This window comes from Alkalihalobacillus bogoriensis ATCC BAA-922 (assembly GCF_000621445.1).
GTDB classification, from domain to species: Bacteria; Bacillota; Bacilli; order Bacillales; family Bacillaceae_F; genus Bacillus_AO; species Bacillus_AO bogoriense.
On the sequence record NZ_JHYI01000013.1, the window covers coordinates 30,731 to 54,186 of the forward strand.

Consider the following 23,456-nt stretch of genomic DNA (forward strand, 5'->3'; position numbering starts at 1 on the left):
GCCTTTTCTATTTTCTATCGGACATCCGTTCCGCTAATAGAGAAAAAAGGGCGGCAAAGTGCCCCTGTTTTACTATAATAACGGAACAGATGTCCGTTAACATTTGAAAAAAGTGATTTTTTCGTAATATAGCGGAACATGTGTCCGTATAAACTTAGGCTGGGACATACGTGCGTCCCAGCCTCTCTACATTATTAGCTTTTAACCAAATTCATCTATTTTACCACCAAGGACCAAAGAAAGCAGTCCCTAATGCAAAACCACCGATAGCTCCTAAAGCGATTGGAAAAATATTGCGTCCTCCAAAGCCATAACCAGGATAGCCTGCACCATAAAAGCCATAGCTAAATCCACCAAAATTAGGCGTTTGCGGTTGCTTCTCTAACCAGACATACTGCCGATCTACTTTTACGATTCTGCCAAAGTGCTGTCGACCACATTTCTCATGTAAAATAACTTCTTTCCCTTGATGTTGGCAACAAAGATCATACACATTCATGACAAAACCTCCCTTCTGTCTATTTTATTGTATTAAAACAAAAGGAAGGTTGACTCCACACTTGTACCAAGTATTTTATTTTTCATCTTTTAAATCAACAAAAAAGGATCGATCCCCTTGGAGCGCACAATACGAGATTTTTTTAATATCACGGTAGCCAAGTTTTCGCATTTCCTGGCGAAGCCATAATTCGGTTTGGTTAAGTTTTTGCAAATGTTCTTTCTGCACATTTCCATCTAAAATTAATGGGAGAGGCAATGACACATGATTTTTATCATTATTGTTATCTTTTTCAATAACTGACAATTGACCAGACGGCTCTAAAATCGCAAATTCTACATCAGCTATATTATGAACATTGTTTTGGCGCAATTGAATAAGTAAATCATCAAAATTATATCGTTGCTTCCTCATTTCTCCTTCATCAATTTTTCCTTTGTTAATTAATACCGATGGACGTCCGTCCACTAATTTTCGTAATTTTTCACTTTTTAAAGAAAGAAAAGCAAAGAAAATTTGAATGAGGGATAACATCACGATAGGTACAATGGTATGCAGCATCGGAACTTGAATATTTTCTATGGATACAACAGCTAATTCTGCGATCATAATCGAAACGACAAAATCAAGCACAGATAATTGCCCAATTTCTCGTTTTCCCATAAAGCGAAGGACAAAGAGGATAATAAAGTAAATGAAGATCGTGCGGAGTATGATTGTACCATAATCCATCTTATGTTCCTCCCTTAATGTAAGATGCCGTCCATTCCTTCACATCTTATTGTAAACAAATTTAGGAAGAACATAAGATGAAGCTTTTGGTAGTTGTTTAATAAAAGAAAATTAAGTATCGAAAATAAATGTATATCGTTGAGATGATAAACGAAACTAAGGCGACAGGTGCCCCTACTTTTAAAAATTCCATGTAACTAAACGAGTGTTTCGCTTTCACCGCAAGACCTGCAACAATAACATTTGAGCTTGCTCCAATTAATGTAGCATTTCCACCAAGACAAGCACCTAACGCTAATGCCCACCATAGCGGATCTAAATTTGTCATTCCGTAGGACTGAAATTCTAAAATAACTGGGATCATCGCAGCGACAAAAGGAATGTTATCAACAAATCCAGAAATAATGCCTGAAGCCCATAAAATTAAAAGTGCGGTTTTTGGTAAATCACCGTCTGTGTAGAAAATAATGGATTTTGCTATTTCATCAATTAATCCGACTTCTTTTAGCCCACCAACAAGCATAAACAAGCCAACAAAGAAAAATAAAGTAACCCACTCAACAGATTTAAATACTTCTTCAACATCTTGTTTCTCATACGTTAACAACATTAATAATAAAGCGCCCCCCATCGCAATACTCGTTAAGTCGACATTTAACAGGGGTTGCAATATAAAACCAACCGTTGTTATCGCTAATACGGATAGGGATTTTACTATTAACACTTTGTCCTTTAAATAACTCTTTGGATCGACTTCGATTAATTTTCTTCTGTTTTCAGCTGATACGGTTAATGCTTTTCGATAGTAGTACACTAACCCAGCCATGACAACGATAAAAATAATCGCAACCACAGGACCTAAATGAATTAAGAAATCATTAAAGGTCAAATGTTCAACGGCTTGCCCGATCATTAAGTTTGGGGGATCACCAATTAACGTGGCCGTTCCACCAATGTTGGATGCTAAAATAATCGATAATAAAAATGGGACGGCATTTACTTTTAAAATCTTCGTTAACGTTAAAACAATCGGAACGACTAATAAAACAGTAGTGACATTGTTTAATAAAGCAGATCCAATCGCTGTCAGCAAAGATATAAACACAAGTAATGGGATTGGTTTCCCGTCGACTTGTCTTGCCACATGAACAGCTACATACTCAAACACACCGCTTTGGCTTGTGATCGATACTAAAATCATCATGGATAATAATAATGCTATCGTATGCCAATCAATGTATTGCATGAATGCTGTATCCATCGAAAAAATTCCAGCAAACAACATCGCGGCTCCACCTAAACAAGCAACGAGCGCACGATTAATTTTCTCACTAATGATAAACACATAGCTAATGATAAAAATGATAAAGGCCAAGGTTACTTCCATCATTGAACTCCTCTCACCCACCCATTTCTACCATCCTATGTCAGGGATGTCCCATTCATGAACTTTCTTTTTTATTTTTTGTACGAGTTTTTCTTTTTTTCTCAATAAACAAAAGGCTAGTCTATTTTCGAAAAATTTGAATATGCTTTACTAAACTTGTCTAACAAAAGGAGTGAGTGCTTTGGCATACCGGGGAATGTTCAGTTCAATGCTATATGGCTTAGTCGTTATCTTTATATTGGCATTAAGCTTCAGCTTAATTGTTTCGTTACTATTAACTTTTAGCTCATTAACAGAATCATCCTTCACTTGGGTTATTTTAGGCGTATCATTTTTAACTTTATTTATTGGTGGGCTTGTTTCTGGAGCCAAATCAAAGCAAAAAGGTTGGATTACGGGGGCAGGAACCGCTATTTTATTTACACTTGTCACCTTTCTTGTTCAATACTTAGGGTATAATGTTGGATTTTCGACTGAACAATATTTTTATCACGGTGGTTACCTTTTATGTGCAGCAATTGGTGGTATTATCGGGGTGAACATTGCAGGAGACTAGCAAACATTCATTTTCACATCAAAAAAAGCGCGACCCAATGTGGGTGCGCTTTTTTTATGTAATCAATCTGGGTTTACTACTTCCCTAACAGACGTTCGGTCAAACGTCAATTTGCGGTTATCATTGACAATAATGACGATTGTATCCTCGTCTAATGAGTCAATCGTCCCATGAAGACCGCCGATCGTAATAATCTTATCGCCTTTTTCTAAGGCTGCATGCATATTACGAATTTGTTTTTGTCTTTTTTGTTGCGGTCTTATGAGAAGAAACCAAAAAATAGCAAACATTAAAATTAAAGGTATTATCGCTTCCATTACTTCTCACCCCCCTCTTTTAGTAAACAGATTAGAAATTTTTAGCATTCGGTTTATTAAACCCATACGCTTCAAAAAACTCTTCCCGAAAATCAAGCAATCGGTCATCCATAATAGCCTGTCTTACCTTTTTCATTAAATTTAACAAGAAATGAAGATTATGATAAGTCGTTAATCTGAAACCAAATGTTTCATCACATTTTATAAGATGACGAATATAAGCTCTAGTGTAATTTTGACATACATGACATTCACAGTTTTCATCAAGTGGTCGGAAATCACGGGCATATTTCGCATTTCGCACAACTAATCGACCTGAACTTGTCATGCACGTCCCATTTCTTGCAATCCGAGTAGGAAGAACACAATCAAACATATCAACCCCACGGATCGCTCCATCTATTAATGAATCAGGCGACCCCACTCCCATTAAATAACGAGGTTTATTAGTAGGCATCAATGGAGTTGTAAATTCAAGAACTTCATTCATCACATGTTTTGGCTCACCTACAGACAGTCCTCCTATAGCATAGCCCGGGAAGTCTAATGATATCAAGTCTTTTGCACTTTGAGCTCGAAGTTCTTCAAATTCTCCACCTTGAATGATTCCAAATAGCGCTTGGTCGCTCGGTCTTTTATGTGCTTTAAGACAACGTTCTGCCCATCGGCTTGTACGTTCAACAGAGCTCTTCATGTAATCATATTCTGCTGGATATGGCGGACATTCATCAAAGGCCATCATTATATCTGAACCGAGGGCATTTTGAATATCCATCGCACCTTCTGGACTTAAAAATAGCTTTTCACCACTTAAATGATTACGAAAATGGACACCTTCTTCTTCTATCTTACGCAAGTCACTCAAACTAAAGACCTGAAATCCACCTGAATCGGTTAAAATCGGTTTATCCCAATTCATAAATCGATGAAGACCACCAGCTTCTTTTACAATATCATGACCTGGACGTAACCAAAGATGGTACGTATTACTTAAAATAATTTGAGCCTCCATTTGTTTTAATTCCTCTGGACTCATCGTCTTTACTGTTGCTAACGTACCTACAGGCATAAAGATAGGTGTTTCAATCACTCCATGCGGGGTATGAAGTCGGCCAAGTCGTGCTCCGGATTGTTTGCATGTTTTAATTAGTTCATATGTAACAGCAGCCACTATTTATCCCCCTTTTTAAATAACAACATCGCATCACCAAAGCTGAAGAAGCGGTATTTTTGCTTCACCGCATATTCATAAGCTTGAAGCATCGTGTCTTTCCCTGCTAACGCACTAACTAACATTAACAGAGTAGATTTTGGCAAATGGAAATTTGTAATTAACGCATCAATCCCTTTGTACTCATATCCTGGGTAAATAAATATCGATGTCCAACCAGAATCACTAGCAAAATGGCCATTGCCTTTTGTAGCAATCGTTTCTAATGTTCTTGCCGATGTTGTCCCAACAGCGACAATTCGTTTCCCGTTTTGTTTTACTTCATTTAGAAGTGCAGCCGTTCCTTCTGTCATTTGATAATATTCAGCATGCATTTCATGCTCCTCGATATTTTCTACACTGACAGGGCGAAATGTTCCTAACCCTACATGCAACGTAATAAAAGCGATATGTACCCCTTTTTGTCGTATGTCTTCAAGCAACTTTTCTGTGAAATGAAGTCCTGCTGTCGGTGCAGCAGCCGAGCCTCGTTCTTTCGCATACACGGTTTGATAGCGGTCTTTATCTTCTAGTTGTTCTTTAATATAAGGAGGTAGTGGCATTTCTCCGAGTTGGTCAAGAACTTCATGAAAGATTCCTTCATAGGAAAATTCAATTGTTCTTCCCCCATCCTTTCGTTCTTCCGTACACACACCTGTTAATTGTCCATCGCCAAATGTTAATTCAGTTCCTACCTTCACTCGTTTGGCAGGTTTAACAAGAGCCTCCCACGTATCGCCTTCTTCTTGTTTCAACAACAAAATTTCAATTTTTGCACCTGTATCTACTTTTTGTCCAATTAGTCTTGCCGGTAATACTTTCGTGTCATTTAACACAAGGCAATCCCCAGGTTCTAAGTATTGAATGATATTCGAAAACACTTCATCTTTAAACTCATTTTGCCCATGAACAACTAATAGCCGAGAAGCTGTTCGATTTTGTAATGGTGTTTGTGCGATTAATTCTTCTGGTAAATAAAAATCATATTCATTGACGTTCATTAATATAAGTCACCTTTTCATTGATGTTTATAGTTATTTTTAAAATAGCATATCGATTCATTTTCATAAAGTCAACGTTAACGGAATCGACCGATTAAGAAAAAAATAAGGGAAAGAACAACACTAATAATAATCGATGTCATGATTGGAAAATAAAACGTTGCATTTTCTCTTTTGACCAAAATATCGCCAGGTAATTTCCCTAATGATAAGTACTTTCCTCCAACTTGCCACAATAACCCGACAATGATTAAGATCACTCCAAGTGTTATTAACATTTTCGGTATCATGCTCAAATCTTCGGCACCTCCAAATTAAAATGCTCATAAACAGCTGGTGTCACCAGTCTGCCTCTCGGTGTTCGTTGCAAGAACCCAATTTGAAGTAAGTATGGCTCATATACTTCCTCAATCGTATCAGATTCTTCTCCAATCGTCGCTGAAATCGTATCGACCCCAACAGGACCACCTTTAAACTTTTCAATAATCGCCATTAATAATTTATGGTCAATTTGGTCTAATCCTAAGCGGTCCACTTGTAATCGTTCAAGTGATTGATGTGCGACTTGTAGCGATATCGTTCCATCACCTTCAACTTGAGCAAAATCACGAACTCGTTTCAACAAACGATTGGCAATTCGAGGTGTTCCCCTTGAACGCCTTGCAATTTCAACAGCACCGTCTTCATCAATTGGAATTGTTAAAATTTCAGCTGAGCGTTTTACGATCTGTGTTAATTCTTCTTTTGAATAATATTCAAGCCTCGCTAGGACACCAAATCGATCACGAAGGGGAGCAGAAAGCATACCCGCTCTTGTCGTTGCCCCAACGAGTGTAAAGGGAGGTAAATCAAGCCGAACTGAACGTGCCGTTGGACCTTTACCAATGACAATATCTAAACAAAAATCTTCCATCGCAGGATATAACACTTCTTCCACCATTCGATTTAATCGATGGATTTCATCAATAAACAGAACATCCCCAGGCTCTAATGCCGTTAATATAGCAGCTAAATCTCCAGGGCGTTCGATAGCGGGGCCTGAAGTTGTCCTTAATTGTACATTCATTTCATTGGCAATAATCGCAGATAACGTTGTTTTCCCAAGTCCAGGAGGTCCATATAATAAAACATGGTCTAATGCTTCTTCTCGAAGCAGAGCAGCTTGAATAAAAACACGCAAATTTTCTTTCACTTTTTGTTGACCAATATAGTGTTGTAAATCTCCTGGTCGAATTCCACTTTCCTCAACGACATCATCTTGAAATTGAGACGTGGCAGAAACAATTCGTTCTTCCACTTGCTCCCCTCCTTTATCACATTAGCATAAGTTGTAATGCCCGTTTTATATATTGATCTGTTGACATAGTTTCTTTTTCTAACTGAGGTAGTACTTTTTTAATTTCTTTATCCACGTACCCTAACGCCTTTAATGCTTCAATTGCTTCTTCTAAATCGGTTGATTTTTGTTCTACTTGCTCAGCGAAAAGCGGTGCATCACTTGAAAATTCAGCAAGCTTTCCTTTTAAGTCTAAAATCATTTGCCTTGCTGTTTTCTTTCCAACTCCAGGAAACTTCACTAAAAAATTTTCATTTTCCTGTTCAATGGCTGTAACTAAATGGTCTGGTTGGCCTGAGGCTAAAATCGCAAGCGCACCTTTTGGTCCAATCCCTGATACGTTTAATAATTTTTCGAACATTTTTCGTTCTTCGCGTTGTAAAAATCCATATAAGCGAATAACATCTTCTCTCACGTATTGGTATGTATATATTTTAACTTGCTTGTTTCGGTATGATTCAAAAACAAACGGATTTGGACAAAAAATTTGGTATCCAATCCCTCCCGTTTCAACGACAACATATTGTGGGTCAATAACCTCTAACTTCCCATTTACAAATTCGATCATGCTAGTTCTCTCCTTCTACATACGAACATCATTTCTATGTTATCATATCTTAGGCTAAGAAGTGAAAAATTAAGAAAAACGCGGAGCGTCTTTTCTTTCAAGCGAAGTGCGGAGCCCTGCCCGCTTTTAACAGTGAACCCCAAGTGCTCTTCCTGGGGTGAAACGCGCAGGTGCGCAGCCTTCGCTCTTCTTGAAATAGCTTTCAAAGCTTCACTGCTACACCAAATTTTTTATACTCTCTTATCTTCAAAGAAAAAACAAAAGGTATGTCTTTTTGTACAGACACACCTTTTGTTCTTTACATTTCTTGAACTGCATACTTTTCAAATGTTTGTAATAGCTCTTCAAAATTTTCTCGCGATATCACCGGTATTCCTTCTTTAAGTCGGGAATGCTGGTGACTTTTTAATTTATTCGTATTGATTTGAAAAAAAGACTGGATGATATTTTCATGGTCAGGTTTACCTTCATAAATATTTAAATACCCTTCATCTGAAATTCCAAAATAACCATTAATTTTTAGTAATGGAGAAATATCATTTACTTCTTGTTTAAAATAAATTTTTTCTTCGTTTTGATCAACTAAATCCCAGCCTTCGTAAAAAGCCCAAAAATCCTCCATCGACCAAATTGTTTCTTGAACCGTTTCTTCGCTTACTTCGCCATCTAAATAAACCCGCTGCAAAATGACATCGACTGTTTTAGGAGCCATAACGGGTTGCGCTTCTTCTATCGCCTGAATGTCTTCGCTTGTATTCGAAATCGATTCCGTATTAACGGCCACAAGAACAGCAATGACGATCGCTGTCGCAAACAAAACAATTGTGACCTGTCCACTTACTACTCCTTTTATGATTTGACGAATCTTCATCAAAATCACCACCGATACAAAATAAGATTTTTCTATTTGTAGCTTCTCCATGTAAAAACAGTTTTATCCACTTCTTTAGGATTAATTTTGAAGAAAAAGATTTTTTTAAATGATAGCTTTTGTATGAGAATATTTTTTTTACGATGGTTAATAATAGAAAAGCAAAATAAAGGAAAAAAAGAGTAGAGATGAAACATCTCTACTCTAACCTTACTTATTATCGAGAACGTTCAAACGGTCGTTGAACGGCATTTCCTAAATCATTTAACATTTCGGTAAAAGTGGCACCGACTTCGTCCCAAGCAGCTCCACCACGTAAACGGTCATCAATGTCTCGAACACGAGTGACGGCATCTCTGTCTGTTACGACATGGACTGTACGGTCTTCATCCATATCTTGGACCGTTTTTCTAACTTTGTCACGAACATCATCATCATTAGAGTTGACAGCAACAACAACAACATCGTCATGAACAACTACACGACTGTCATCAATGTTGTCAATACCATCGACACGTTCTTGAATACGTTGAACTGTACGACCATCATAGTCTTCGTGGTAATTAGCAGCTGTTGTACCAGCTTGTCCACGTTGACCTTGTGTCCCCTGTTGACCTGTCATACCACGTTGGCCTTGTGTTCCTTGTTGGCCTGTCATACCACGTTGACCCTCACGATTTTGGTCACGAAGGATTCCACGGTCATCTACCATTCCAGGACGGTCACCTGTAATTCCTGTATGGTTACCTGTAGCACCTGTTGTACCACGTCCTTGACCAGTCATACCTTGGCCTGTTTGACCTTGCTCACGAGCACCAAACATGTTTTGACGGCCACCAAATCCGTCATGACCAGCACCAACACCATGTCGTTCACCTAAACGATGAGCTCCTTGACGTGTATCATGACCAATATTACCAGTTGTTCCAAATCCACCACGACGATCATTTGCTCCTAATTGACCTCCAGCAATTGTATCGCCACCGCGTTGATTTAAGCCAGCAGCACCTTGACCAGTTCTGCGACCCGTTCTATCATTACGAGTAAACATATCTGTTATAGGACCTTCCCCAGTCCATCGAGCTCCAGTTGTCCCCTGTGTTCCGGCAGTTCCATGACCTACGCCATGTGCTCTATCATGCGTTAATCCTTGCGTTCCAGCACCTCGGCCTAACCCATGAGCGCCACCTTGACCATAACCTTGAGTACCTTGGTTTAAGCCAGTACCATGTGCACCTGCTCCCGCTCCATGCATACCTTGAGTTCCTTGAGCACCAAATCGTTCTGTATGCCCTTGACCTACTTGATTTGCACCCATATCACCTGCTTGGTTATCTACACCACAACCTGCTAAGCCACCTACAATCATTGTTGCTGCTGTTACTGTAATCGCAAATTTTCGCATTTTTTTAAAGCCTCCTTTCAACAATTATGATGTGTTCTAAATCGAGTAATTACTCTGTTAGATGTAGGAAACGTTGTTTAAAAACTGGAGATCTAACTTTATAAACAAAAAAGACGCAAGGTATGAGCCCTACGCCTTTTTACTTCTTACCTATTTACTTAATCATCAAGGTCATCATCAAACTCTTCAAATTGGTTCGGTCTCATAGGGCCACTTGCTGGTGGAACTGGTGCTCCGTATCCTGTTGGTGGAACAGGTGGAAACCCTGCTGGTGTTGTTGTTTGCGGAAACGCGCCAGTTTGCGGTGGCATTGGCATTTGCCCAAATTGTGCTTGTTGATGCATAGTTTGCCCAAAATTTGGTTGCCCTTGTTGAGCCATGCTTTGACCAAACTCTTGTTGAGGTTGTTGCGTCATAGCCTGTTGCCCAAACCCAGGTTGTGCTTGTGGCATTCCATAAGGCTGGTTAAATTGTTGTTGCCCATATCCATACATCGGTTGCTGTTGTTGCATATATGGCTGTTGTGTATATTGTGGTGTGTAAGTATGTGGTTGTTGTGGTTGAGAACCATACATTGGTGCTGTTGGTTGAGGTCCACAACCGCAGTCAGGTTGACTTTGATAAGGACTTACTTGCGGAAAATAAGGTTGTTGTATTGGACTACCACAACCTGGCATTACTGGTGATACATACATTGGTGGGCATGGTTGCGCTTGTGGATAAGGAACCATTGGTGGTGCTGGTTGGGCAACTGGTTCTGTGACAGGTGGCTTTGATGGCATTTTTGGTTTCTCCATGACAGGTGCCTCCTTGGTGATTGGTTTCTTTGGAGCTTTTGGCACTTCTGGCTTATGCTCAACTTTCTCCTTTACCACAGGCTTTTTTGGTGGTACAGGCGGTTTTTTCATTTCCTTCTTTTGTGGTTTATAAATATGAAAGTTCATGTTCATTTCTTGCTGCTGTGTGACTTCCTTTTTTTGAATTGGTTGTACTGGTGGCATTTTTGGCATTTCAAATTTTGGAGCTGCTGGTGGTTTCGGTTGCTCTTTTGGTTTTGGCTGTTCTTTTACAATCGGCTGTTCTTTCTTTACCGGAGAGATGGGAGCTTCTTTTTTAGGTGCTTCTTTTTTTACCGGAACGCTCCCTGTTGGTACTTTAATCTTCATTCCAGGCATAATCATGTCTGGGTTCGATAAATGACTGTTGACTTGTTTAAGCTGTTCAAAATCGACATTATACTTTTCAGCTAACTTCCATAGTGTTTCACCTTTCTGAACGATATGAATCTTCACCTTAGTCCCTCCTTGAAGCAATTCTTTACATACTATGCATGTGTAGGCAAAATGGAACACAATATTATAAAGTGCTTATTTTGATGTACTCAGCACAATCTATGCTCAAAAAAAGGAGTTTATACCAAAAAAGGAGTGATGCTGTATATTTCACAAACATCACTCCTAACTCGTTTACGCACGATCCAACATTCTCTGAAGTGCCAGGCTCGCATCTTTTGCAATTTGTTTATCCACTTTAATCTCATTCATCACAGTTCCATTCTCGATTGATTCCAAAGACCATAGTAAATGAGGTAAGTCAATTCGATTCATCGTTAAACATGGACACATATTTGGATTTAAGGACACGACGGTTTTATCATCATGCTGTTGTGCTAACCGCTTTACTAAGTTCATTTCTGTTCCTACTGCCCATTTCGAGTTTGATTCTGCTTTTTTTAACGTTTCAATAATATAATGTGTTGATCCAGCAAAGTCTGCTTTTTGGACAACCTCATGTGAACATTCTGGATGAACGATAATATTCATATCTGGATCACTTTTTCGTAATGCTGCTATATTTTCAACCGTAAATTTCTCATGGACAGAACAGTGCCCTTTCCATAAAATCACTTTAACATCTTCTATATTCCCTTCATATTCTAACACAGAAGCTAATGGGTCCCATACAGCCATATGCGCTAATTCAATCCCTATATCGAAAGCGGTATTTCTCCCTAAGTGCTGGTCCGGTAAAAATAAGATTCTTTCTTTTTGTGTAAATGCCCACTCAACCATTTTTTTTGCGTTTGACGAAGTAACTGTTGCCCCACCGTATTTTCCACAAAAGGCTTTTATAGCTGCTGTACTATTTACATATGTCAAAGGTAAAATCGTATCTGAAAAAAGCTGTTGTAGTTGCTCCCACGCCCGGTTTGTTTGATCAATATCGGCCATGTCAGCCATAGAACAGCCTGCACGCATATCAGGTAAGATAACCTTTTGATGATCACTTGTTAAAATATCAGCCGTTTCCGCCATGAAATGTACTCCACAAAAGACAATATAATCAGCATCATCATTTTTCGCTGATTCTTGAGCTAATTGCAATGAATCTCCTGTTGCATCGGCAAACTGAATCACTTCGTCTTTTTGGTAATGATGTCCGGGAATATATAATCGATTTCCAAAGCTCGCTTTAATTTCCTTTATTCTCTTTTCCATTTCTTCCACTGACATATTTTTATAACGCTCTGGTAACATTGATGGTGTTTCAAGTATTTGTAAAATACTCATTATTTCATTCCCCCTTTTAAATTAAAGCTTATATCTAATGCTTTGACTGAATGCGTAAGAAAACCAAGTGAAATATAATCGACCCCACAATGAGAGTAATCCCTTAAATTTTCGAGCGTGATTCCTCCCGAAGCCTCGGTCACAATATGAGGCGGAACAAGTTTTATGAAATGCTCCACTTCATTTGGTTGACGATTATCAAACATAATGACATCAGCTTTCGCTTCAATGGCTTCTACTACCTGTGTTTCTGTTTCCGTTTCAACTTCAATTTTCACCATATGGCCAAGCTGTTGTTTTACTCTTTCTACTGCTTTTTTTATACTTCCACAAGCCGTGATATGGTTGTCTTTTATCATCACTCCATCATATAAACCGATTCGATGATTATATCCACCACCACATAATACAGCATATTTTTCAAACATTCGTAATCCTGGTGTTGTTTTTCTTGTATCACATATGCGTGTATGGTCACTCGACAATGTTCGAACTGCTTCATTTGTTAATGTGGCAATGCCACTCATTCGTTGGACTAAGTTTAAGATGACACGCTCGCCACTTAATAACGATGAAATAGGACCAGAAACAGATGCCACAACCGTACCTTTATCTACCCATTGGCCATCCTCTACATAAGTTGTCACTTGAATACTTGAATCAATGAGTTCGTATCCTTCTGAAATAATAAATAAACCAGCGACAATACCTGATTGCTTCACAATAAAATCACCTGTTCCGACTTTTTTCTCAAAAAGCACGGATGTTAAGTCCCCATGTCCTATATCTTCAATAAAAAATTGTTGCAGCTGTTCCTTCACTAACAATCGGTTCATCCAATCACTCCTATACTGAAAGCTTTTCTTGACAATTTGTTGTAACTAACGGCTTTTCAGAACCCCCGCTAAAATAAATTGTTTTATGTTTCCATTTACGTTCATGAGAATTTGGGTAATCGGTTCGATAATGTCCTCCCCTGCTTTCTGTTCTTTCCCAAGCAGCAAGCGCAATGAGGTACCCAACCGTAAGCATATTGCAAATTTTTTGCTGTTCTAACGTTGTAGTAAAGTTTTTCAGATGTAACATCGCAAAGCGGTACGTCGTAAACCACGAAAGTGCTTCTTTCAAACTTTGCCGTGTCCGAACAATACCTACACCTTTTGTCATCACTTCTTTAATTTCCAACTCCGATGGCAAATGACCAATTTCCCGTGTTGCTTTTTCTGTCGCAGGAACGAAAAAAGAAGAGATCTGTTGTTTTCGCAAAATTTCTTTCGCTATTTCAGCAGCAAAAACTACACATTCCAATAAAGAATTACTTGCTAACCGATTGGCACCATGAACACCTGTCCTTGCCACTTCTCCAACAGCATAAAGGCCAGGTATACTTGTTTCTCCTTTTTCATTCGTGACAACTCCACCCATCATAAAATGAGCACCAGGAGCAATCGGAATCCGATGATGCTTCAAATCAATGCTTGCTTTTTCACACATAGTCGCAATGGAAGGGAATCGAGTTGTGAAATGCTCAATATTCGAAATATCTAAATACAATAATTCGTTCTTACATAAATGTTCATTTATCGCTCTTGCAACAACGTCTCTAGGAGCAAGGTCTTCTAATGGATGTTTGCCAGCCATAAGAAAATCTCCTTTTTCTGTTACGATTCTAGCTCCCTCACCCCTGACAGCTTCAGAAACTAACCCAATCCCTTTTGATGACTTCACTAACATTGTTGGATGGAATTGAACAAATTCCATATCTGCTATTGTTGCACCTGCTCGATAGGCCATCGCGATGCCATCTCCTGTTGCTTGTTCGCTATTTGATGTAACCTCATATAATTGTCCAATACCACCTGTTGCAAGAATGACAGAGGGAGCTATATACGTTGTTTTTCTCTCTTCGCTATTTTTTGTGTACACACCGATACAAGTTCGATTTTGAATTAGTATGTCTATCGCAAATTCATGTTCTATAATTGTTGTTTTTTCTTTTACCCGTGCTAGTAATTTCATTACTAACTCTTTTCCCGTTGCGTCACCACCTGAATGAAGGATTCTTCTTCTGCTATGAGCCCCTTCTTTTCCAAGTGCATAAGACCCATCTTTACAACGGTCAAAATCAATTCCTTTGTTAATCAAGGAGTCAATCACAGACGGACCTTGTCTCACAAGAAACTCTGTCATTGTTTCATCATTGTGATAGCAACCGGCGCGAATCGTATCAAAAAAATGGTCTCTCCAGTCATCATCACCTGATATCGCTGCAGCAATCCCACCTTGGGCCAACACTGAATTACTGTCTGTCACACTTGACTTTGTGATTATTATCACATTCTTTGTCACAGAAAGAATGTCGGCAGCCATTAAACTAGCAAGTCCACTTCCGATAATAACGACATCTGCTTTTATCACGGTCATCTTCATGACCTCCTTTATATTACACCTGTCTTGACACCTATATTTACATAAATTTAAACTAGTGACAAGAGTTTTTTTCTGCCATGATTGATTATGAACAATAATCATGGTCCCATACTAGTAGAAAAAATGGCTATGAGAAAAGAGGCGCGTAATGATTTATTTAGATTATTCTGCAACAACACCGATGTCCGAACACGCGTTACAAGTCTATACCAAAGTAGCAAAAGACTATTTCGGAAATGCAAACAGCTTGCATGATTATGGTGAGACATCAAATCAACTTGTAACTTCTAGTCGGAGTGAAATTGCCAGTCTTATTAATGGTGAACCAAGAGGAATTTATTTTACGAGTGGCGGCTCTGAAAGTAATTATTTATCTTTGTTATCACTCATATCACATGCTAAAGAAGGCAAAAACCATCTTATTACAACTCAAATTGAACATCCCTCAGTTTTAAATACGTTTCAACTATTAGAAAAGCAAGGTTTCTCTATTTCTTATGTTCCTGTTAACGAATATGGACAGGTTCACTTGTCAGACTTAAAAAAGCTCGTCAATGAAAAGACCATACTTGTGTCAATTGGACATGCAAATGCAGAGCTTGGAACAATTCAAAATATCGTGGAAATCGGAAACTTTCTTTTTGAAAAAAACATTTTATTTCATAGCGATTGTGTTCAATCCTTTGGTAAAATAAACATTGACGTGAAACAAGCTAAATTAACATGTATAACGATGTCTGCTCATAAAATCTATGGGCCAAAAGGAGTAGGATCAGTTTATATTGATCCTTCCCTTCATTGGAAACCCGTCGTTCCAAACGGAACACATGAATCTGGCTTTCGTCAAGGTACATTAAATGTTCCCGGAATTGCTGCTTTTGCGGTAGCCACACGTGATCGAAAAAGGATAATGGGTGAGGAAGCGAGACGCTTAAAAGAGCTTCAGCAAAAATTTCTTGCTGAAATGAACAGCAAAAACATAATTCTTGAAGGTCACCCTACGCTGCGTCTTCCACACCATTTAGCTCTTCGTATAAAAGGAATAGAAGGTCAATATGTAATGTTAGAATGTAACCGAAGAGGCATTGCGATTTCGACTGGAAGCGCTTGTAAAGTAGGAGAAACAGCACCAGCAAATTCAATGGTTGCGACAGGGAAATCACAAGAGGAAGCTTATGAATTTATTCGACTAACAATGGGGCAGTCAACAACAGAAGCAGAAATAGTAAAGACCGTTGCTGCTTTACATGATATTATTCAACAGTTTTATTCATAAAGGAGCGGAATGAATGGTAGAGAAAAGGAAAAAAGTGTTAGGCGAAGAACGCCGAGAATTGATTTTACATTGGCTTTTGCAAAGTATAACCCCTATAACGGGGAACGAATTAGCCGAAAGAACAAATGTAAGCAGGCAAGTGATCGTACAGGACATTTCGATACTCAAAGCGAGAAATCACTCAATTTTAGCGACTGCTCAAGGGTATATGTATATAAAGCAACAAGGAGAAGAACAAATGCTCAAAAGAAGAATCGCTTGCCAGCATCTTCCTGAAGAAACAGAACAAGAATTAATGATTCTTGTTGACCATGGTGTCACAGTGAAAGATGTGATGGTAGAGCATCCAATCTACGGAGATTTAACCGCTTCTTTAATGCTTTCCAACCGAAGAGATGTTCATCTTTTTTTAACAAAGATGAAATCCACAAACGCTTCTCTCTTATCTGAACTCACCGATGGTGTTCACTTGCATACTATCGAAGCTGAAACAAATGAGCAATTAGACGATGCAACAGACGCATTAAAGCAAGCTGGTTTTTTACTATCCATTACTGAATAACCAAAATGTTTAGAGAGTGGGGCATCCTCCATTGAGCTAACAGAAAATAGCAGAAATAACGAAAAAACACCTTTAAGAGTCATTTCTTAAAGGTGTTTTTTCGTTATTTCTAATTTCTTTTATTTAGGAACTGGGTCTTTTTCTTTGTTTAAAGAATAACATGGATAACTCCCTAAGATTCGAACACCACAGCCAAGTGCTTCTAGCTCCGCAGTTACACCTGGAATTAGTACATCATCTAAAGCATGTTCCACATCAATGACGAAATAATAATTCCCTAAGCCTGTTTTCATTGGACGAGATTCTATTTTAGATAGGTTTAATTTTCTCCAAGCAAAAGCAGATAAAACTTGATGAAGGGCCCCAGAGAAATCTGAAGGAAGTGTAAACATCATGGTTGTTTTATCTCCTACATATAATGGAGATGAAAATTTTTCCGCTTCTTTAGCTAATAAAACAAACCTTGTTCGATTATTACCGTAGTCATGAATATTTCGTTCCACAATTGAAAGGTCGTATACAGTAGCCGCTAACTCGTTTGCAATTGCTGCTGCTTTTTCTTCAGGATGTTCATTCACATATTGTGCTGCAGCGCCAGTAGAATTCATGTACTGAATTCTCGCATTTGGCAGAACATTTCGTAAAAAATCATGACATTGAGCAATGGCATGAGGGTGGGAGTAAATGACTTCTACAGTACTCCACTCTTCTTTATTTTGATTGTTTACAAGTAACTGTTGCTCAATAGGGACAATGATTTCTCCAACAATCGGCAATGTATGCTTATGAATAATATAATCTAGTGTAACATTTACTGACCCTTCAATCGCATTTTCTAGAGGAACTACCGCAATATCAACGGACTCGTTTGAAACCGCGTCCATACAATTTGGAATTGTTGTATAGGGGACAGTCTTTTCTTTCGGAAACAGTGCGTTCACAGCCATTTCTGTAAATGTTCCTTTTGGTCCTAAATACCCAATCGTTCTCATCCTCACTCCATCCCTTTCTCTTTAAACTCCTGAACCAATAATCTCCACTTTTTCAACCGCGTCAAGCTCATTTATTTTTTGTACAAACAGGCTCACTGCTTCAGTTAATGGGGAAATGTCGATAGACAACGTAATATTGGCACTTCCTTTTAGTGGAATCGTTTGATTAATCGTTAACACATTCGCGTTACTTTGGGCTACAACCGATAATAACTGTGATAACGCCCCTGCTCTATCCTCTAAATGGATGGAAAGCGTAATAATTTGTTCTTTTACAATACTATGAAAAGGAAAAATGCCGTCTTTATATTTGTAAAAAGCACTTCGACTGATACCTACAGCATGAACAGCTTCACTAATTTTTTTCGCCTTTCCAGACTGAAGCATCGCCTTTGCCTCTAACGTTTTCACCATTGCTTCTGATAACATATCTTCTCTAACTAGATAATACTTATCCAATTCCTCTGACATACGCTCACCACCGCATTGTTTCTAAAAAAGCTATTATATCATTATAAATTTGTTAGAACTTTTTGACAATATTTTTTATTCTTGCTAAAAGTCCATTTTGTAGAAAAAAAGAATAAACTACCTTCAATAGGCAGTTTATTCATCATTTATTCAATAAATTCGAACTCAAAATCTAATAATCGCACAATATCTCCGTCTTTTGCTCCACGCTCGCGAAGTTTATCGTCAACACCCATCCCACGTAACTGTCTTGAAAACCTTTTTATCGATTCGTCCCGCGTAATATCGGTCATCTTAAATAATTTTTCAATTTGTTCTCCTGAAATGACAAATGCACCGTCATCATCTCTCGTTATGATAAAAGGCTCCTCTTGTTTTTCATGGCGGTAAACCACTCTTGTTTGCAATTCCTCTTTTTCATATAAAGGAAATTCAGGAGTCACTTCAATTTTATCCGCTACGGCTAAAAGCAATTGACGAAGTCCTTGTCTTGTTACTGCTGAGATTGGAAAAATCGGTAAGTCTTCTGTTAGCTTTTCTTTAAATTGCTTTAAGTGTTCTTCTGCCTCTGGCATGTCCATTTTATTTGCGACAATAATTTGCGGACGCTCTAATAATCTTAAATTATACTGCTTTAATTCATCATTAATTTTAACAAAATCATCGTATGGGTCTCTTCCTTCTAAAGCCGACATATCAATGACATGAACGATGACTCGTGTTCTTTCAATATGTCGTAGAAATTGATGGCCTAGCCCTACTCCTTGATGGGCCCCTTCAATTAAACCTGGGAGGTCTGCCATTACAAAGCTACGTCCATCATCTGTTTCAACAACACCTAGATTCGGTGTAATCGTCGTAAAATGATAATCCGCAATTTTCGGCTTTGCTGAAGTTACAACTGAAAGCAATGTTGATTTTCCAACACTGGGAAATCCGACTAACCCAACATCGGCTAACACTTTTAACTCAAGCACAACTTCTCTTTCTATACCAGGCTCTCCATTTTCAGCAATTTCTGGTGCTGGGTTTGTCGCTGTAGCAAAGCGGGAATTCCCACGCCCCCCACGGCCACCTTTCGCAATAACAGCTTGCTGGCCATGGACAGTTAAATCTGCAATCGTTTCTTTTGTTTCTTCATCAATGACCGTTGTCCCTGGAGGAACGCGAACAATCATCGGCTCTGCATTTTTACCATGCTGATTTTTCGGACGTCCATGTTCACCTCGGGAAGCTTTAAAATGACGTTGGTACCGAAAATCCATTAAAGTTCGTAAACCTTCGTCAACTTCAAAGACAACATCGGCTCCTTTACCACCGTCTCCACCAGCTGGTCCACCTTTAGGAACATATTTCTCTCTGCGATAAGCAACCATTCCGTTGCCTCCATCGCCACCTTTAACAAATACCTTTACCTTATCAATAAACATTCCTTCACCTCTATTTTACTTCACAAGAGCTAACGTAAGTAATACTTCTTCCGAATTCATTACAAATTCCTTTATGGTCATGTTCGTTCCGGTCTTTTCGTTTGCTCTTATCCAATCTTTTATGACGGCTTGATTTTGAATCTCCCCTTGAAAATCAAAAGAAACACTCAAGTCATCTTCTACTAAATAAAACGTCAGTAATAATTGATTCTCGCAACTATTGCTACATACGTCGTCTAATAAGGAAAAAATTTTTTTACACCAAACTTGCAGTGACTGTTCATATGCAGATAAATCTTGGACATCTCCGATTACTTCAAGCTCTATTTCATATAAATGGTTTTCCCAATTTATCGTTAATAATTCGCTAGCTAACGCAGGAATTTTAAGATCGCTTAATTTGCTCTCGTTCTGCGCCTTTTGAATAATTTCATCGATAATTTCATCAACACGCTCAAGTCGATGTAATGCGATATTCCCCTTAATTAATTGAATAACATTCAACCAATCGTGACGAGAATGGCGCAATAAATCTACAACATCCCATTTCTTCGTCATACTAGCACTCCTACATGATTATTTAGCAAAATTTACATGTCTTATCTTAACACAATCAAAACAAAAGGTGTATTTTAATTATGGCTTATTAAAAAAAATTCAAACATAGCTTGAAATTTTACTATAATGTCATCTTATACAACTATCCTCGTTTATTCGAATTTTGAACAGGATGATACATGAATAAAGAAATGATAGGAAACACTAACGAAATCATTTGTAATGATAAGGAGGGGTATGTCTATGGCAATGAAAAATCAATCGCTTCAACACGCCCAACAGGCGGTTCAAGTGTCACACCAAGCCATATTAGAAGCACAACAAAATCCACAACGATTAACGGAAGCCAAACAAAAGCTCATTCAAGCCGATATCGAGCTATTGAATGCTTACGTAACCGCATCAACAATGGAACAACAGCAAATTCAATCTGCACGACAACAAGTGTCACAACTCCAACAAGAAATAGAACAAACTCTAAATCAAGAAATATAATATTCCATCCCAAACGCTAAAACTTGGGCGTTTGGGAACTTCTTTTCTAGAGTTTTTTATTGACAGACTTTTGATGCGATCATATACTAACAAATGACAAAACCGACTAAAAAGATAAGATTTATACTATATATTGGAAAGCTAGGGGGGAAATCGATGGCTGGAGTGCATATTAAAAATGTAAGTAAAACATTTTTTAATAAAGAAGAAAAAACCGAATATACCGTTTTCGAAAACATTTCCCTCGATGTAAAACCAGGTGAGTTTGTCTCACTATTAGGACCATCAGGTTGTGGAAAATCGACTTTGCTCAATATCGTCGCTGGACTAGAAGATGCATCTGAAGGTGTTGTTTTAGTAGGAGAGAACGAAGTGAAAGAACCCGGTTCAGATCGTGGTGTCGTATTCCAAGAAGCAGCCTTAATGCCTTGGTTAAGTGTGTTAGAAAACGTCATGTTTTCCTTAAAAAAGAAAATGAATAAAAAAGAAGCGAAAGAAGTAGCCATTGAGTACTTAAAACTTGTACACCTTAGTAAATTTATAAACTCTTATCCTCACGAACTATCAGGAGGAATGAAACAGCGTGTTTCGATTGCTCGAGCACTCGCCATGGACCCAGAAATTTTATTAATGGATGAACCATTTGGTGCCCTTGATGAACAAACACGAACGATGCTTCATAAAGAGGTTCAATACATTTGGGAAACAACAGGAAAAACAATTCTTTTCGTTACACATAATATTCGTGAATCTATTCTTCTATCAGACAGAATTGTATTAATGGGAACAAGACCTGGAGGCATTATTAATGTTTTCCCAGTTGACTTGCCTCGACCAAGAAAACAATCGAGCCCGGAGTTTCTTGCTTTAGAAGAAAAAATCATGGAACAGTTAGCCGGAGAGATTGAGAAAGTAATGAGGGAGGAAATGGGCGATGACTACAATACTAAGAAGGCTGCTCTTCTTTATAGCTCTAATCGCGATTTGGGAGATCACATATAGACTAAACTTATCGTACCAGTTTTTCTCTGTCATGATGTTCCCTTCTCCAACTGGTACAATTGTTCAATTATACCGTGGATTCTTTGAAACTGGTATTCTATTACACGCTCTAACAACAAGTATTCAACGAATTGCGATTGGCTTTACTGTCGCCATTTTAATTGGATCTGCACTAGGGATTTTGCTCGCCCGCTCGAAACTGGCTGATGAAACTCTTGGCTCACTCGTCATCGCCTTGCAATCTGTTCCGAGTATTGTATGGTTGCCAATTGCTTTAATGTTTTTTGCTGGAAGTGATATGGCGATTATTTTTATCGTGTTGCTTGGCGGAACATGGGCCATGACATTAAATATGCGAATGGGCATAAAAAATGTTCAGCCGATATTAATTAAAGCGGCGAGAACGATGGGATACAAACGATCAGAGCTCGTTTGGAAAGTCATGATTCCTGCCTCTATTCCTTCAGCACTTACTGGAGCAAGACTTGCTTGGGCTTTTGGCTGGCGAGCGTTAATGGCTGGGGAGCTGTTAGGTACAGGTGGCTTAGGGCGAACGCTTCTTAATGCGAAAGATATGTTTAATATGGATTTAGTTATCGCCATTATGGTTATTATTGCCATTATTGGCTTAACTGTAGAATATTTACTGTTTAATAAAATTGAAAAACGAATTCTTACCCGTTGGGGATTATCAAAATCATCATAATTGGAGGAAACAAACATGAAAAAAGGATTACTTATTTTAGCGATTGCACTTGTCGGATTATTAACCGCTTGTGGCACTGGTTCAACTGGTGGCTCAACTGGTGGTTCAGAAGCTGGGAAAGACGCCATCAATATTGGATATTTTCCAAACCTTGACCATGCTGCGGCTATTGTAGGGAAAGAAAAAGGCTTTTTTGATGATGAATTAGGCGAAGTCGAAGCAACATATATTGATTTTCCAAATGGAAATGACTTTATCGAAGCATTAGATGCAGGAACATTAGATATTGGTTATGTTGGTCCTGGCCCTGCGATTAACTATTATTTACGTGGTGGCGATGTTGTTATCTTAAGTGCAGCTGCCAATGGTGCCACTCTTATCGTTGCGCGTGATGGTTCTGGGATTGAAGAATTAGCAGACTTTGATGGCAAATCTTTTTGTACTCCTGGAAATGGATGTACTCATAATGTTCAATTAGAAGCAATGTTAAAAGAATTAGGTCTCGAATCTAACCGTGTTGGCGGTACGGTAGAGCACCAATCACGTGTAGCCCCTGCCAATATGGTTGCCATGTTTGAACAAGGGCAAATTGACGCTGCTGCGGCTCCAGAACCATGGGGAACTTATCTAGTAGAAGAATTAGGTGCCAAAGTCGTAACAGAGTGGAACGATGTGTATTTAGGCGAAAGATTAGCAAGTGTTGTGTTAGTATCGACAAAGGAATTTGTTGAAAATAACCCTGACATTGTAGATGCTGTCTTAAAAGGACATATCAAATCTGTTGAGTACGCACAAAACAATGAAGAAGATACGTTACAAACGATTAATGATGCATTATACAACTTAACACAACAACGTCTACCAGAGTCTGTGCTAACAAATGCATGGCAACGTATGGCTGTGACAACAGAAACACATGCTGACGCTCTTCAAGCATGGGCAGATGCTTCATATGACTTACAATTCATTGAAGATGATCCGAATTTAGATGGCTTTGTTGATACGTCTAGATTAGATGCGTTAGTAAGCGAATAAAATACTCGTATTGAAGCTGTCGATAAAGCATCGACAGCTTTTTTATA

At 38.5% G+C, this 23,456-nt stretch carries 26 protein-coding genes; 7 read left to right on the forward strand and 19 right to left on the reverse strand.

Annotated elements, in window-relative coordinates:
* Nucleotides 1-220 precede the first annotated feature (220 nt).
* The 3 genes from T323_RS0105925 to T323_RS0105935 all read right to left on the reverse strand — a co-directional run bounded on the left by T323_RS0105925 (nucleotide 221) and on the right by T323_RS0105935 (nucleotide 2,618).
* The gene (locus T323_RS0105925; RefSeq protein ID WP_026672448.1) at nucleotides 221-499 is read right to left on the reverse strand and encodes a hypothetical protein; all 279 of its coding nucleotides are present in this window, start codon (nucleotides 497-499) and stop codon (nucleotides 221-223) included.
* Nucleotides 500-574: 75 nt separating this feature from the next.
* Nucleotides 575-1,231 (reverse strand): DUF421 domain-containing protein, encoded by a 657-nt coding sequence (locus tag T323_RS0105930; protein WP_026672449.1) that lies wholly within the window; start codon nucleotides 1,229-1,231, stop codon nucleotides 575-577.
* Between the two features lie 97 nt (nucleotides 1,232-1,328).
* The gene (locus T323_RS0105935; protein WP_026672450.1) at nucleotides 1,329-2,618 is read right to left on the reverse strand and encodes an ArsB/NhaD family transporter; all 1,290 of its coding nucleotides are present in this window, start codon (nucleotides 2,616-2,618) and stop codon (nucleotides 1,329-1,331) included.
* A gap of 196 nt (nucleotides 2,619-2,814) precedes the next feature.
* On the opposite strand from T323_RS0105935, the gene T323_RS0105940 reads away from it, so the two are divergent.
* Entirely contained in the window at nucleotides 2,815-3,174 is a 360-nt protein-coding gene (locus tag T323_RS0105940) for a TIGR04086 family membrane protein (RefSeq protein WP_035177942.1), read from the forward strand.
* Nucleotides 3,175-3,236: 62 nt separating this feature from the next.
* On the opposite strand, the gene yajC is transcribed toward T323_RS0105940, so the two are convergent.
* From yajC to nadB, 12 genes are all read right to left on the reverse strand, one after another.
* Nucleotides 3,237-3,491 (reverse strand): preprotein translocase subunit YajC, encoded by a 255-nt coding sequence (yajC, locus tag T323_RS0105945; RefSeq protein WP_026672452.1) that lies wholly within the window; start codon nucleotides 3,489-3,491, stop codon nucleotides 3,237-3,239.
* Between the two features lie 31 nt (nucleotides 3,492-3,522).
* Nucleotides 3,523-4,662 carry a tRNA guanosine(34) transglycosylase Tgt gene (tgt, locus tag T323_RS0105950; RefSeq protein ID WP_026672453.1) on the reverse strand — a complete coding sequence of 380 codons (1,140 nt, stop codon included), beginning with the start codon at nucleotides 4,660-4,662 and terminating at the stop codon, nucleotides 3,523-3,525.
* On the reverse strand, nucleotides 4,662-5,702 hold the full coding sequence (queA, locus tag T323_RS0105955; protein ID WP_026672454.1) for a tRNA preQ1(34) S-adenosylmethionine ribosyltransferase-isomerase QueA: 1,041 nt from the start codon (nucleotides 5,700-5,702) through the stop codon (nucleotides 4,662-4,664). Before queA ends, tgt begins: the two co-directional genes overlap by 1 nt.
* Before the next feature lie 77 nt (nucleotides 5,703-5,779).
* A complete protein-coding gene (locus T323_RS0105960) occupies nucleotides 5,780-5,992 on the reverse strand; it encodes a DUF2905 domain-containing protein (RefSeq protein ID WP_373279325.1) in 213 nt (70 codons plus the stop codon).
* 2 nt (nucleotides 5,993-5,994) lie between these two features.
* Nucleotides 5,995-6,999 carry a Holliday junction branch migration DNA helicase RuvB gene (gene ruvB, locus T323_RS0105965; RefSeq protein WP_026672456.1) on the reverse strand — a complete coding sequence of 335 codons (1,005 nt, stop codon included), beginning with the start codon at nucleotides 6,997-6,999 and terminating at the stop codon, nucleotides 5,995-5,997.
* A 16-nt stretch (nucleotides 7,000-7,015) separates the two neighbouring features.
* Nucleotides 7,016-7,606, reverse strand: a complete 591-nt coding sequence (gene ruvA, locus T323_RS0105970; protein ID WP_026672457.1) for a Holliday junction branch migration protein RuvA — start codon at nucleotides 7,604-7,606, stop codon at nucleotides 7,016-7,018.
* Between the two features lie 298 nt (nucleotides 7,607-7,904).
* Entirely contained in the window at nucleotides 7,905-8,477 is a 573-nt protein-coding gene (locus T323_RS26100; protein WP_051556400.1) for an intercompartmental signaling factor BofC, read from the reverse strand.
* A 217-nt stretch (nucleotides 8,478-8,694) separates the two neighbouring features.
* Nucleotides 8,695-9,882, reverse strand: coding sequence for a YhcN/YlaJ family sporulation lipoprotein (locus T323_RS0105980; RefSeq protein WP_026672458.1), 1,188 nt, complete (start codon nucleotides 9,880-9,882; stop codon nucleotides 8,695-8,697).
* A gap of 158 nt (nucleotides 9,883-10,040) precedes the next feature.
* Nucleotides 10,041-11,174, reverse strand: coding sequence for a SafA/ExsA family spore coat assembly protein (gene safA, locus T323_RS27850; RefSeq protein ID WP_051556401.1), 1,134 nt, complete (start codon nucleotides 11,172-11,174; stop codon nucleotides 10,041-10,043).
* A gap of 174 nt (nucleotides 11,175-11,348) precedes the next feature.
* On the reverse strand, nucleotides 11,349-12,452 hold the full coding sequence (nadA, locus tag T323_RS0105990) for a quinolinate synthase NadA (protein ID WP_026672459.1): 1,104 nt from the start codon (nucleotides 12,450-12,452) through the stop codon (nucleotides 11,349-11,351).
* Complete coding sequence (gene nadC / locus T323_RS0105995; protein ID WP_026672460.1) at nucleotides 12,452-13,288, reverse strand: carboxylating nicotinate-nucleotide diphosphorylase; 837 nt, start codon at nucleotides 13,286-13,288, stop codon at nucleotides 12,452-12,454. The genes nadA and nadC overlap by 1 nt, the downstream gene beginning before the upstream one ends.
* A 10-nt stretch (nucleotides 13,289-13,298) precedes the next feature.
* Nucleotides 13,299-14,870, reverse strand: coding sequence for an L-aspartate oxidase (gene nadB / locus T323_RS0106000; RefSeq protein ID WP_026672461.1), 1,572 nt, complete (start codon nucleotides 14,868-14,870; stop codon nucleotides 13,299-13,301).
* Between the two features lie 160 nt (nucleotides 14,871-15,030).
* On the opposite strand from nadB, the gene T323_RS0106005 reads away from it, so the two are divergent.
* Nucleotides 15,031-16,158: an IscS subfamily cysteine desulfurase gene (locus T323_RS0106005; RefSeq protein ID WP_026672462.1), complete on the forward strand. Its 1,128-nt coding sequence runs from the start codon at nucleotides 15,031-15,033 to the stop codon at nucleotides 16,156-16,158.
* Nucleotides 16,159-16,171: 13 nt separating this feature from the next.
* Complete coding sequence (locus T323_RS0106010; RefSeq protein ID WP_026672463.1) at nucleotides 16,172-16,720, forward strand: transcription repressor NadR; 549 nt, start codon at nucleotides 16,172-16,174, stop codon at nucleotides 16,718-16,720.
* A gap of 119 nt (nucleotides 16,721-16,839) precedes the next feature.
* Here the strand turns inward: T323_RS0106010 and pheA are convergent, their stop codons facing one another.
* From pheA to T323_RS0106030, 4 genes are all read right to left on the reverse strand, one after another.
* Nucleotides 16,840-17,712, reverse strand: coding sequence for a prephenate dehydratase (pheA, locus tag T323_RS0106015; RefSeq protein ID WP_026672464.1), 873 nt, complete (start codon nucleotides 17,710-17,712; stop codon nucleotides 16,840-16,842).
* Between the two features lie 21 nt (nucleotides 17,713-17,733).
* A complete protein-coding gene (gene thrR / locus T323_RS0106020) occupies nucleotides 17,734-18,183 on the reverse strand; it encodes a transcriptional regulator ThrR (RefSeq protein WP_026672465.1) in 450 nt (149 codons plus the stop codon).
* Between the two features lie 146 nt (nucleotides 18,184-18,329).
* Nucleotides 18,330-19,613, reverse strand: a complete 1,284-nt coding sequence (obgE, locus tag T323_RS0106025; RefSeq protein ID WP_026672466.1) for a GTPase ObgE — start codon at nucleotides 19,611-19,613, stop codon at nucleotides 18,330-18,332.
* Between the two features lie 15 nt (nucleotides 19,614-19,628).
* Entirely contained in the window at nucleotides 19,629-20,171 is a 543-nt protein-coding gene (locus T323_RS0106030; RefSeq protein WP_026672467.1) for a sporulation initiation phosphotransferase B, read from the reverse strand.
* A gap of 243 nt (nucleotides 20,172-20,414) precedes the next feature.
* Here T323_RS0106030 and T323_RS0106035 point away from each other — a divergent pair, with 243 nt between their 5' ends.
* The 4 genes from T323_RS0106035 (at nucleotide 20,415) to T323_RS0106050 (ending at nucleotide 23,409) form a co-directional block, all read left to right on the forward strand.
* Entirely contained in the window at nucleotides 20,415-20,666 is a 252-nt protein-coding gene (locus tag T323_RS0106035; protein WP_026672468.1) for a hypothetical protein, read from the forward strand.
* Between the two features lie 156 nt (nucleotides 20,667-20,822).
* Complete coding sequence (locus T323_RS0106040; protein ID WP_026672469.1) at nucleotides 20,823-21,668, forward strand: ABC transporter ATP-binding protein; 846 nt, start codon at nucleotides 20,823-20,825, stop codon at nucleotides 21,666-21,668.
* Entirely contained in the window at nucleotides 21,601-22,374 is a 774-nt protein-coding gene (locus T323_RS0106045; RefSeq protein ID WP_026672470.1) for an ABC transporter permease, read from the forward strand. Before T323_RS0106040 ends, T323_RS0106045 begins: the two co-directional genes overlap by 68 nt.
* A 15-nt stretch (nucleotides 22,375-22,389) precedes the next feature.
* Nucleotides 22,390-23,409 carry an aliphatic sulfonate ABC transporter substrate-binding protein gene (locus tag T323_RS0106050; RefSeq protein WP_026672471.1) on the forward strand — a complete coding sequence of 340 codons (1,020 nt, stop codon included), beginning with the start codon at nucleotides 22,390-22,392 and terminating at the stop codon, nucleotides 23,407-23,409.
* Nucleotides 23,410-23,456: the final 47 nt, after the last annotated feature.